This is a genomic window from Bacillus sp. 16GRE42 (genome assembly GCF_019837435.1).
GTDB classification, from domain to species: Bacteria; Bacillota; Bacilli; order Bacillales; family Bacillaceae_G; genus Bacillus_A; species Bacillus_A wiedmannii.
The window spans coordinates 220,684-233,578 of sequence record NZ_JADAXF010000004.1; the positions used below are offsets into that span (position 1 = coordinate 220,684).

Annotated in this window: 11 protein-coding genes and 1 pseudogene; 3 read left to right on the forward strand and 9 right to left on the reverse strand. The window is 37.8% G+C overall.

Going from position 1 to position 12,895, the window contains the following annotated elements; translation table 11 throughout:
- The first annotated feature begins 35 nt into the window (after positions 1-35).
- The 3 genes and pseudogenes from ILS93_RS21680 to ILS93_RS28755 all read left to right on the forward strand — a co-directional run.
- A complete protein-coding gene (locus tag ILS93_RS21680) occupies positions 36-404 on the forward strand; it encodes a MerR family transcriptional regulator (protein WP_064476199.1) in 369 nt (122 codons plus the stop codon).
- A gap of 4 nt (positions 405-408) precedes the next feature.
- The gene (locus ILS93_RS21685) at positions 409-948 is read left to right on the forward strand and encodes a flavodoxin family protein (RefSeq protein WP_149173760.1); all 540 of its coding nucleotides are present in this window, start codon (positions 409-411) and stop codon (positions 946-948) included.
- Positions 949-964: 16 nt separating this feature from the next.
- A pseudogene (locus ILS93_RS28755) lies at positions 965-1,042 on the forward strand (macrolide transporter); the annotation flags it as partial.
- 115 nt (positions 1,043-1,157) lie between these two features.
- Here the strand turns inward: ILS93_RS28755 and ILS93_RS21690 are convergent.
- The 9 genes from ILS93_RS21690 to secA form a co-directional block, all read right to left on the reverse strand.
- On the reverse strand, positions 1,158-1,469 hold the full coding sequence (locus tag ILS93_RS21690) for a heavy metal-binding domain-containing protein (protein WP_000637523.1): 312 nt from the start codon (positions 1,467-1,469) through the stop codon (positions 1,158-1,160).
- A gap of 65 nt (positions 1,470-1,534) precedes the next feature.
- Positions 1,535-3,250: an ABC transporter ATP-binding protein gene (locus ILS93_RS21695; protein WP_048563441.1), complete on the reverse strand. Its 1,716-nt coding sequence runs from the start codon at positions 3,248-3,250 to the stop codon at positions 1,535-1,537.
- Between the two features lie 228 nt (positions 3,251-3,478).
- Positions 3,479-4,663: a PDZ domain-containing protein gene (locus ILS93_RS21700; RefSeq protein WP_141669133.1), complete on the reverse strand. Its 1,185-nt coding sequence runs from the start codon at positions 4,661-4,663 to the stop codon at positions 3,479-3,481.
- A 261-nt stretch (positions 4,664-4,924) separates the two neighbouring features.
- Complete coding sequence (locus tag ILS93_RS21705; RefSeq protein WP_080349976.1) at positions 4,925-6,361, reverse strand: S41 family peptidase; 1,437 nt, start codon at positions 6,359-6,361, stop codon at positions 4,925-4,927.
- Between the two features lie 118 nt (positions 6,362-6,479).
- Positions 6,480-7,373, reverse strand: a complete 894-nt coding sequence (gene ftsX, locus ILS93_RS21710) for a permease-like cell division protein FtsX (RefSeq protein WP_000645020.1) — start codon at positions 7,371-7,373, stop codon at positions 6,480-6,482.
- A complete protein-coding gene (gene ftsE, locus ILS93_RS21715) occupies positions 7,363-8,049 on the reverse strand; it encodes a cell division ATP-binding protein FtsE (RefSeq protein ID WP_000594325.1) in 687 nt (228 codons plus the stop codon). Before ftsE ends, ftsX begins: the two co-directional genes overlap by 11 nt.
- 314 nt (positions 8,050-8,363) lie before the next feature.
- Positions 8,364-8,687 (reverse strand): cytochrome c551, encoded by a 324-nt coding sequence (gene cccB / locus ILS93_RS21720; protein ID WP_064476196.1) that lies wholly within the window; start codon positions 8,685-8,687, stop codon positions 8,364-8,366.
- A gap of 438 nt (positions 8,688-9,125) precedes the next feature.
- A protein-coding gene (gene prfB / locus ILS93_RS21725) for a peptide chain release factor 2 (RefSeq protein ID WP_096001656.1) occupies positions 9,126-10,224 on the reverse strand; the annotation gives its coding sequence in 2 pieces (ribosomal slippage) (positions 9,126-10,151 and positions 10,153-10,224; 1,098 coding nt in all).
- 144 nt (positions 10,225-10,368) lie between these two features.
- Positions 10,369-12,876, reverse strand: a complete 2,508-nt coding sequence (gene secA / locus ILS93_RS21730; RefSeq protein ID WP_000579393.1) for a preprotein translocase subunit SecA — start codon at positions 12,874-12,876, stop codon at positions 10,369-10,371.
- Between the last annotated feature and the right edge of the window lie 19 nt (positions 12,877-12,895).

Here is a 12,895-nt window from a genome sequence, read left to right on the forward strand (position 1 = left end):
AAGGTTTACAATACATGTAAAAGGAGTGAAACACATTGCGAATTGGAGAGTTATCAAAAGAAACCGGGGTTAGCGAAAGATCACTAAGACATTATGAAGAAAAAGGATTACTCCCTTCTAAGCGCCTCGCAAATGGCTACCGTGATTTTGATGAAGGTGCCATCGAAAAAGTGGAGCTTATTCAAATGTACTTACAAATTGGCTTAAATTTAGAAGAGACGGCAAGGATGCTGCGCTGCCTCGAAATAGAGCCGCACCTGTACGAAAATCCTTGCAGCAGTATCCTTACGCTTTATGAAGATAAACTTAATGAAGTAACGAAGCAAATCTCATTACTTTCTAGCATTCAAACGAATTTGCAAAAACACGTTTCACTCCTAAAACAAGCAAATGAAAAGGGATGATTACATGTTTGTTATACATGGCAGTTCAAGACAAAACGGAAATACAGAGGCTTTAACACATATGATGATAGAGGGCATTGAAACAGAACAAATTTACTTACGAGACCATACAGTCCATCCTATTACAGACCAACGTCATGATGCAGAAGGATTCCAAGCTGTAAACGATGACTATCAACATTTAATTGAACGCATGCTAGAGCACGACACAATTATCTTCTCTACACCACTATACTGGTACGGAATGAGCGGTCATATGAAAAACTTCGTCGATCGCTGGTCACAAAGCTTGCGTGATACATCTCTTCATTTCAAAGAGAAAATGAAAGGCAAAAAAATGTATGTTGTCATCGTTGGCGGAGACAACCCGAAACTGAAAGCATTACCGCTTATTGCTCAGTTCCAATACATCTTTGATTTTGTTGGTTCATCATTTGAAGGGTATGTTATTGGGAATGCAAATGGATTGGATGAAATCAAAAATGATGCTGAGGCGCTGGCAAAAGCACAATTGTATAATGATAAATTCAAAAATAGTAAATAGAAATTAGTTTGACAAAAACGATGACATCACATCTCTCGAACAAGAATACGAAACATTATTAGTTCAAATCCGAAAATGTAAAGAAGCGCTCTAATGTCTTCCCTATATATCGACAAGGCCTTCCGCATTTCCCAAGAAATATTGAAACTTCGACATAGAATAGCATTAATAAAAGTGAAAAAGCCGTGCATCAGCACGGCTTTTTCACTTTAAATACGGACGGCAGTCCCGCTCACTGCAACCATTAGCATTCCTTCGCGAACTACTTCGTAATCCACGTCGATACCAACAATTGCATTTGCATTTTTTTGTCTTGCGAAAGTTTTCATCTCTTCCATTGCAATGTCGCGCGCTTCTTTTAATTTACTTTCATAAGCGCCCGCACGACCGCCGACAACATCACGGACAGAGGCGAAAAGATCACGAACGATATTCGCGCCCATAATCGCTTCTCCATTGACGATATCGATATACTCAATAATTTCTTTTCCTTGAATCGTAGACGTTGTTGTTACAATCATGCTTCATAGCCTCCCATATAAGATTTTCACTTACTTATGGTGCACTAATTCAGCAGAAATTATATTTACGAACTGAACTGAGCTTCGTATAAACGGCTATATCCTCCGCCTTGCTCAATTAGTTCCTCATGTGAACCTTGTTCTGCAATACCATCTTTATTTACAACGACGATACGATCTGCATTTTTAATCGTTGCAAGTCTGTGAGCGATAACTAATGTTGTACGGCCAACAGATAGTTCAGCAAGTGATTTTTGAATCGCAAGTTCCGTCTCTGTATCTAATGCGGAAGTCGCTTCATCTAATATTAAAATTGGCGGGTTTTTCAAGAACATACGAGCAATCGCTAGACGCTGCTTCTGTCCACCAGAAAGTTTCACACCACGCTCACCAATAACCGTATCTAAACCGTCTGGTTGTGAGTAAATTAAGTCTTCTAACTGTGCACGTTTTACTGCCTGCCAAATTTCAGCTTCTGACGCCTTTAAGTTTCCGTAAGCGATATTTTCACGAATTGTTCCTGAGAATAAGAACACATCTTGCTGCACAATTCCAATTTGCTTACGAAGTGAAGATAACGTCATATCTTTCGTATCAATACCATCAATTTGAATCGATCCTGACGCTTGTTCATAAAAACGTGGTAATAGACTACATAACGTCGTTTTTCCAGCTCCTGATGGTCCTACGAAAGCAACAGTTTCACCTGCATGTATTTTCAAACTAATATCATTTAAAATCGGTTCTTTATTTTCATATCCGAATGTAATGTTGCTATATTGAATATCACCATGTACATGTTTAACTTCCATTGCATCTTTAGAGTCTACAATATCTGGCTCTGTTTCAAGAAGCTCTACATATCTCTTAAAACCAGCGATCCCTTTCGGATAGCTTTCGATTACCGCATTAATTTTTTCAATTGGGCGGAAGAAAATATTCGTTAATAGAACGAATCCGATAAATCCACCGTACGTTAATTCACCTTGCAGAACAAACCATGTACCGCATATTAAGACGAAGAGCGTTACGAGACGCATGAGCATATAACTAATCGATGAATTTAACGCCATAATTTTATATGCCATTAATTTCGTTGTACGGAAACGAGCATTGTTTACAGCAAATTGATCTTTCTCAAACCTTTCATTTCCGAATGCTTGTACAACACGGATACCACCAACGTTATTCTCAATACATGCATTAAAATCAGCAACGTCTGAGAATAAACGTCTAAACGTACCTGTCATTTTTTTATTGAAGTAAAGTGCCAACCATAATAGGAATGGAATAACGAAGAACGTTAATAGCGCTAACTTCCAGTTGATCATCATCATAAATGAGAATGCCCCAACTAAAGTCATAACAGCGATAAATAAATCTTCTGGTCCATGGTGAGCAATTTCCCCAATTTCCATTAAGTCGTTTGTAAGACGTGAAATTAAATGACCTGTTTTATTATTGTCAAAAAATCTGAATGATAGCTTTTGAATGTGATCAAATAATTTCTGCCTCATATCCGTTTCAATGTTAACACCAAGCATATGTCCCCAATATGTAACGACATATTGTAAGCCTGCATTTAATATATACACTGCAAGTAAACCGAAACAAGCCCATAAAATAAGCGTCCAGTTTTGTCCTGGCAATAACTTATCAATAAATTGATTTACGATAAGCGGGAAGCCAAGTTCTAGTAACCCTGCGACAACCGCGCAAGAAAAGTCGAGTATAAATAAACCTTTATACGGTTTATAGTAAGAAAAAAATTTACGTAGCATATCTTACCTCCATTTTCCAAAATTAAAACACCCTCTAAATGATAACCATTATCAAATAATTATTCAAGTTATCCGTCTATGAAACTAAAAAGAATGTTTGCGATAGTTGTCGTTTTTTTCCGGAAAGTCGATATATTTGAATAATCGCCGATACAAATCCTATTTACTACCCATTCCGCCCCCCACAACAAAAAAAGGTATCACCACAAGGTGATACCCTTTCTTCTATTACATCGCTTCCGAATCCCACTCATGCTCCTGCTGAACAAACACAATTCCTAATTCGTGATGTCCTCCGGCGTATAATGCCGTTTGAGCAAGACGAAGCTCTCCATTTGTATCTAATACTTCTAACTTACAAAATGCTCCTGTCGTCTTCGTTTGAAGCGCATCATAAAATTCCTCAGCGCTTCCTGGAATGACTCCATTTACTTTCGTAATTACTTCTCCAGGCAGTAAATTCAGCTCTGCCCCAATTGTATTCGGGATTGTATCTAATACAACAAGCCCATCATTACGTGCAGCGAAGTAAGCCGGTCTTGTCTCATCCGCAATTTTTTCTTGCATGGAAATTGTGAAACGCCCAAGCATTGCGACTCCCATTGCGATAATGGCAAGTACGTGCCACCAATAACTTGCGATTCCTAAAACAAGTACAATTCCTGCTAATCCGTAGACCCGTCTTCCTGTAAATAATAAAGCTTCCGTTGGCTCATAACTTCTAATCTTTCTCATAAATCCAATTAAAAATGGAACGAGGAATAAAGAATAGGTATCTGAACCGATTGAAACGACAGGCCACCATGAAATAAACTGCGTTACTGCATCACCTGGTACAAGAATAAAAATAGGCACGATCCATAAACGCTTTGATTCGTGTAAACCAATCTTTAGCCCACGCTTACCCTTCTTAATCTTCGGCGTAGAATATCCTACTGCATTTTTAGAAATCAACAAGCCCTCTACAACAAGCATGACGCCTAGTAAAATAGCAAGAGATACAATCGTACTCTCTTCACCTTCTCCAAGCTGTAAGAAGGAAACTGGTAGCTTAGAAGATAATAGAACGCATACAATTGCGATACTAAATGTATAAGCTGCTGATAAATATCGATACATAGCAGTTAATCCAAATAATAACGTCCAAAGTAAGATGACCCATAAGCTCGCTTTGGAAACGACAAGGCCAAGTCCAATTGTAATAATAGATACGATTAATCCGTATCCAACTCCCGCAAATAGAGATGTTCGCAGTTCAAACCAAATATCATAAACTTTAAAGGAAAAATCCTTTCGTTCTCGTAACATACGTAAGTATCCAACGAAGATACTACTTATTAAAAATACATAGACAGCAGGGTGTAAGAAAAAACGTCCAACTGCCCGCATTATTTCAAAAATCCATGCCTCCACGAACCCATTCACCACCATTTATATCATTCTTTCTTTTTATATTATCATAACTGGACAAACGTTTGTTTAACACAAAAAAATACAGGCAGCAAACTGCCTGTATTTCTTTTTATCCCGCTTTAATGGGCAGTAAGACCCCCACCTCAAAATTCAGCGAAAGCAAAGAATTTAGGTGGGGGATCAACTGCCCATTAAAGTCCGATTGGTTCAACTAATAATCAGTGGGGGATGAAGAAAACCCCCACTGATTAAAGTTTCACTTTATTTCGCTATTAATTTTAATGCGGACTGTAATTGTAAATCATTTTCTCCAGAACGGATTTTTTCAATAATTTTAGTTTGAATCGCCTCAGCTGTCTTTTTATCCAGCTGTCCCGTCGCTTCCATCTCATTCGCATTTTGGAATGCTTTCAGCGCTGATTCTGTCTCTTTACTAAAGTATCCATCTTCACGCCCCGGTACATATCCTAAACTCTTAAGCATTTCTTGCGCGTGTTTTACTTGCACATCATTTGAATTGTATGAAAGTGTTTTTTCAATTTGAATTGGTGTCGCATGATAATAATCTGGTTGCTTCACTTCTACTGTTGGCGCGATTCCTTTTTTATGAATCCAGTTTCCATCCGGTGTTAACCATTTAAACATCGTTAATTTAATATTGCTACCATCTTTAAATGGAACGGCTTGCTGAACAGTACCTTTACCAAACGTTTTTTCACCAATTAAATCGTATCCTTCTCCCTCTTTTAGCGCACCCGCTAAAATCTCTGAAGCAGAAGCACTTCCGTTATCAATTAATACTGAAATTGGATATGGCTTTTTCTCTTTCAGTTCCGTAGAGAATTTCTTTTTCTCACCATTTCGTTGCTCTACTTGTAGCATCGGCTTTTTATCCGTCATAATTTCCCCTAGTATCTCTTCTACACTATTTAAGTAGCCACCAGGATTACCACGCACATCAATAACTAAGCCTTTTATATTTTTCTTCTCTAACTCTTTTAACTGATCCTTAAATTCTTTCGCCGTATTTTCAGCAAAAGAAGTAATTTGCATATAACCGATATCTTTTCCACTCTCTTGTTTCACAGAACTAAACACTGTGAAGATTGGAATTTTTTCACGCTTAATTTTAAATACAATCGGATCAGCTACTCCTGCACGCTTAATTTCAATCGCGACAGTCGTTCCTTTTTTACCACGAATCTTTAATACTGCTTCTTCACGTGATAAATCTTTCACACTATTTCCATCTACAGATAAAATTTGGTCATTCGGTTTAATTCCAATCTTTTCTGCCGGTGAGCCTTTAATTGGAGATACGATAATAAGCTTACCGTCCGTTTTGTTCACCTCAGCCCCGATCCCCTCTAACTCAGGATCAAGTGATTCACTAAACTGTTTAGCCGTTTCTTTATCCATATACGTGGAATAAGGGTCCTTCAGCGTAGACAACATGCCTTGTATTGCACCTTCGACTAACTTGTCATCCTTCACGTCTTCCACATAACGTGAATCAATTAGTGCATACGCCTCATTAATTTTTGCCAAATTCCCTTGCGCGGTGCTAGCGTTTCCACTCGAAATTGTTTGCGTTACTTCTGCTGGGTTAACCCCAAATAAAGACATACCTGCAAACATTCCGCCAGCACCAATTAAAAATGCAACAACCATTCCAATAATTGCAACTCTACGTTTCAATGCGGAATTCCCCTTTCCAAAACACACAGGTGGTGTAGCAAAAGGCATCACACAGTGTGTGATGCCTTTACCTATTTCTACTATATGATAAGCTTGTACGAATTATGTTTGCAACTTTTTATACTTTTAAGAAGCGACGAATTGACATTACACTTCCCCACATACCGATTAAAGCCCCGATTAACACTAGTAAACCAGCTAATTGGAATACGAAAGGACTGTATGGTAGAAGTTCGAAAATTGTTCCGCCAAGTTTTTCGTTAAACACACTTTGTAGTGAATTATACGTAACTAGAATTAAGCCAATTGGAATAATTGATCCTAATACTCCTAGGAATAATCCCTCTAATAAGAACGGCCAACGAATAAACCAGTTTGTTGCACCTACCAGTTTCATAATTTCGATTTCTGTACTACGAGCATAAATTGTAATTTTAATTGTATTAGAGATTAAGAACATTGCTGTGAATAAAAGACCAGCAATTAACGCAATCCCGATATTACGTCCTGTTTTTACAGTATCAAATAATTTTTCAACTTGGCCTTTACCGTATTGAACATTACTTACAAACTGCATTTTCTCAATCTTTTTCGCGATTGTCGCTGTATCTGTTGGTTCTTTTGCTTTTACAATGAATACGTTTTTAAGTGGGTTATCTTGTTCAAATAACTCAAACGTTTTTCCGCTATCACCTAAGCTTTTAATTAAGCGTTTTAGCTCTTCTTCTTTAGAAGAATATTTAATAGATTCTACTTTCGCAATCTTACTCATATCATCTTCTAATTTCTTTTGATCAGCTTCTTTTGCTGCTGGATCAATGTGTACACGAATTTCTACATCTTGCTCTACTTTCGTCGCAAAATGGTTCATATTCATTATCGCTGTTAAAAAGACACCTACAAGTAATAATGTAACTGTTACTGCACTAACAGAAGCAAATGTCATCCATCCGTTACGTGATAGATTCTTTACACCTTCTCGCAAATGTCGACTAAGGGTCTTAGCCTTCATATCCGTATCCTCCCTCAATCTCATCTCGAACAATTTTTCCGCCTTCAATCGCGATTACACGATGACGAATTGTATTTACGATATCTGAGTTATGTGTCGCCATAACAATCGTTGTACCACGCTCGTTAATACGCGTAAAAATCTTCATAATATCAAGAGCTGTTTCAATATCTAAGTTACCTGTTGGCTCATCGGCAATTACAACCTTTGGTCTATTAACAATTGCTCTCGCAATCGCAACACGTTGCTGCTCTCCGCCCGAAAGTTCACTTGGTAGTGCGTCTGCACGATCCTCAAGACCTACAAGACCTAAAACTTCTGTTACACGCTCACGAATGGCTTCTTTTTCTTCTTCAATTACTTCTAAGGCAAACGCAACATTCTCATATACCGTTAACTTAGGTAGTAATTTAAAATCTTGGAAAATTACGCCTAATTGACGACGGAAATATGGAACATCTCTTTCTGCTAATGTTTCAATAACAAGTCCATTTACATTAATTGACCCTGTAGATGGCTTCTCTTCACGATACATCATTTTAATAAATGTAGATTTCCCGGCTCCACTCGGTCCAACTACGTATACAAACTCACCTTGTTTAATGTTAACTGTGAGACCAGCAATGGCTTTCATACCATTCGGGTACTCCTTATAAACATTCGTCATTTTTATCATTATTTATCACCCAATACTTAATGATTTTTTTCGAAATACTTTTCTGTACATCTGAAAATAAAAACTTTATTCTCACTTAACCACTCTTGTTGAAGGTAGCTTCCATTCATGCTTTTTATTAGCAGCGCTACTCTATGTAATATATTTCAGCAAAATTCTACAAACCCCATTGTAACATCAAACGGTTTCCAGTTCGGATACATTTTTGTTACAGTTATGTTACACTCCAGAAAAAGGAAACGAGTCGTCATAGTTCTTACCCAAAATCATTTTGGGATAAGATTATATAACCAACTCGTCCATTTTATCCTTTTTTATTTATGTTCAGCTAACCAATCAGCTACTTTTTTCGCATCTTCACCTTGAATGATTCCTGGTGACATAGAACCGCGACCTTTTTCAATAATCTTTTCAATCTCTGCTGCATCATATTTCTGTCCCACTTTTCGTAAATCCGGTCCAGTTGCTCCCGATAAATCTTTCGCGTGACAGCCTATACAACTTTTTTGGTAAATTTGCTCTGCGCTATCTGTGCTTGCAGATTGTTTCGAAGGCTTACTCTCTTCTTTATTTCCACATGCTCCTAAAGCAAAAACGACTGATGTTCCTAACGCAATAGCCAACAATTTCTTTTTCACTTCTATCGCTCCCCATTGTTGATATTCTTTTCATTCCTAACACACTCATTTTCATTATAAGCATTATCTTTATATAGAAAAACTAAGGTATATTTCATATTTTTCAAAAACACAGTAAGAACCCTGATAATATAAAGCTTTCATAAGTTGTTTCAATTCTGTGAACAACGTAAAAACTTCTATAAAGAATTCTTGTTGAACAGAAAATCAGAAAAGTTCTGTTCAAGTCTTACTCTATTGCCGCTCTGTTTTACTATTCTCTACTTTTTACAATACAATATACAACATTGTATGCTACATATAATCCCATCAAAAAGAGAAGTTGTCGTTTCCAACTTCTCTTCCTCTTTACTTCATCTATAGAAATAAAATCAAATTCTTTATCTCCTCGACTATCCTCAGCATACGCCAACAACTTTGTTGGCTTTTTTTCGCTTATTAGATGCGAGAACGTAAGTAAGCATCAATAAATGGATCAATTTCTCCATCCATAACCGCTTGTACGTTACCAACCTCTGTATTTGTACGGTGGTCTTTCACAAGAGAATACGGGTGGAATACGTAAGAACGAATTTGGCTACCCCATCCGATTTCTTTTTGTTCACCGCGAATTTCATCTAACTCCGCTTGTTGCTCTTCTAGTTTCTTTTGATACAATTTCGCTTTTAACATTTTCATCGCGTGCTCACGGTTTTTAATTTGTGAACGCTCTGACTGACATGTTACAACTGTGTTTGTTGGTGTATGTGTAATACGAACTGCTGAGTCTGTCGTATTAATATGCTGTCCACCTGCACCACTTGCACGGTACGTATCAACTTTTAAGTCTTCTGAACGTATTTCGATTTCAACTTCATCATTGAACTCAGGTACAACTTCACAAGATACGAACGATGTATGACGACGGCCTGAAGAATCGAATGGCGAAATACGTACAAGACGATGTACACCTTTCTCTGCCTTTAAATAACCGTAAGCGTTATGACCTTTAATTAATAAAGTAACACTCTTAATACCAGCTTCATCACCTGGTAAATAGTCAACCGTTTCTACTTTAAACCCACGTTTTTCAGCCCAACGTGTGTACATACGTAATAACATAGAACCCCAGTCTTGTGACTCTGTTCCACCAGCACCTGGGTGTAATTCTAAAATAGCGTTATTTTTATCATAAGGATCGCTTAGTAGTAACTGAAGCTCATACTCATTCATTTCTTGAATTAAGCCTTTCACTTCAGATTCAAGTTCCTCATGTAAATCTTCATCATACTCTTCTTTTAAAAGCTCATGTGTGATTTCTAAATTTTCGAATGTCTCATCTAACTGACGGAACTTTCCAACCATCTCTTTCAGTGCATTAGCTTCGTTAATTACAGCTTGTGCGCCTTGTTGGTCATCCCAAAATCCTGCACCCATCATTGTCTCTTCTAACTCTGCAATTTGTTTCTCCTTAGTAGGAAGGTCAAAGAGACCCCCTAAAAGCCGCTAATCTCTTAGCCATTTTCTCTAATTCTTGTCTAATTTCTACTAATTCCATTTCCTTCACCTCTATGTAATTGCTGTTACTTTCTTATGAAAACAAGGGAAACTCTCTCCACTTATGACGGAGAGAGTTTAATCTTTCTTAATTATACATTTTTGATGTAAAATTTTGCAAAGCAATCTGGGCTATCGCCCTGTATTACTTCCCGATACCACAGCAGTTTTTATATTTTTTGCCGCTACCACATTTACATAAATCGTTGCGGCCTACTTGGTCACCTTTTACAACTGGTTTTTTCTTCGCCTCTTCGCCATCACTAGATGGATGAACAGCTTCACCTTGAACAACTTCTTGACGCTCTAAGTTTTGTTCAATTTCAGCTTTCATAATGTAACGAGAGATTTCCTCTTCAATAGAAGCAATCATTGACTCGAACATTGCGAATCCTTCCATTTGATACTCACGAAGTGGATCAATTTGACCGTAAGCACGTAAATGAATACCTTCACGAAGGTGATCCATCGCATCAATATGCTCTGTCCATTTCGTATCTACTACACGGAATACAACAACTTTTTCAAACTCACGCATTTGCTCTTCTGGCAGAAGCTTTTCTTTGTCGTTGTAACGCTCTATTAATTTCGCGATAATTGGCTCGCTCATTTCCTCTGGAGCAAGACGACGTAACTCTTCTTCTTTTATATCGCCTTCTTGCAGAAGGTTTGTATTTAAGTAGTCAACAAGACCTTTAATGTTCCAATCTTCTTCAATTTCCTCTTGTGTATGAAGCGCAACAGCACGTTCTACTGTAGATTTCATCATACCTTCAATAATACTGCGTAAGTTCTCAGAATCCATTACTTCTTGACGCTGTTTGTAAATAACTTCACGTTGCTGACGAAGTACATCATCGTACTGCAGTAACTGCTTACGTGCATCATAGTTATTTCCTTCTACACGTTTTTGCGCAGATTCTACCGCACGAGAAACCATTTTACTTTCAATCGGCTGTGAATCATCCATACCAAGACGATCCATCATCGCTTTCATATTGTCAGAACCGAAGCGGCGCATTAGTTCATCTTCCATAGACAAGTAGAACTGCGTTACACCAGGGTCCCCTTGACGACCAGCACGACCACGTAACTGATTATCAATACGACGGCTTTCGTGACGCTCTGTACCGATAACTGCTAGACCAACGTTTTTAATATCGTCTCCAAGCTTAATATCCGTACCACGACCAGCCATATTCGTCGCAATCGTTACAGCACCTTTCATACCAGCTTCTGCAATGATATCTGCTTCTCGCGCATGGTTTTTCGCATTTAAAATGTTATGGCGTACACCTTTACGTGTTAACATTTTTGAAATAAGCTCTGACGTTTCAATTGCAACTGTACCAACAAGAATAGGTTGCCCTTGTTTATGACGATTTACAATATCCTCAACAACTGCATTGAATTTGCCTTCCATTGATTTGAAGATTAAATCAGCACGGTCATCACGAATAATATCTTTGTTCGTTGGAATTACGATAACATTCATATTGTAAATACTACGGAATTCTTCTTCTTCCGTTTTCGCTGTACCAGTCATACCAGATAACTTTTCATACATACGGAAATAGTTCTGGAACGTAATTGTTGCGAGTGTCATACTTTCATTTTGAATTTCTACGCCTTCTTTTGCTTCAATAGCTTGGTGCAAACCTTCGCTATAACGACGACCTTTCATAAGACGACCAGTGAATTGGTCTACAATTACGATTTCGCCTTCTTGTACAACATAATCTGTATCAAGGTGCATGACAACGTGTGCACGAAGCGCCTGATTAATATGGTGAAGAAGTGCGACATGTTTTAAATCGAATAAGTTTTCAATATGGAAAGCTTTCTCTGCTTTCGTAATACCATCTTCAGTTAACATTACATTTTTCGTTTTCACATCAAATGAATACTCTTTTTCATTTTCTAATGTACGAACGAATGCATTTGCAAACATGTATAGCTCTGTTGATTTTTGAGCTTGTCCCGAAATAATAAGCGGCGTACGTGCTTCATCGACTAAAATAGAATCGACTTCATCGATAATAGCAAAATGAAGTGGACGCTGAACGCACTGTTCTCTATATAAAACCATGTTGTCACGTAAGTAATCGAATCCAAGCTCATTATTTGTGCTATACGTAATATCAGCAGCATAAGCCTCTTGTTTCTCTTCGCGTGACATACTGTTTAAGTTAATTCCTACTGTTAAGCCAAGGAACTCATGAAGTTGTCCCATTTCGCTCGCATCACGTTGTGCTAAGTATTCATTGACCGTAACAACGTGAACACCTTTTCCTGTTAAAGCATTTAAATATACAGGTAATGTAGATGTTAACGTTTTACCTTCACCCGTTTTCATCTCAGAGATATTCCCTTCATGTAAGGCAATACCACCCATTAACTGCACACCATACGGACGCATTCCAAGAACACGAGTCGCAGCTTCGCGAACAACTGCAAAAGCTTCAGGAAGTAGATCATCTACTGTCTCACCTTTTGTTAAACGTTCTTTAAATTCAAGCGTCTTTCCTTTTAATTGCTCATCTGTTAATGGCTTAATAGATGATTCTAATGCATCAATTTGCTCAACTGTCTTCTGCATACGTTTAATTTGGCGTTGATTTACATCAAATACCTTTTTTAAAATACCGATCATAGGAAATACGCTCCTCTTT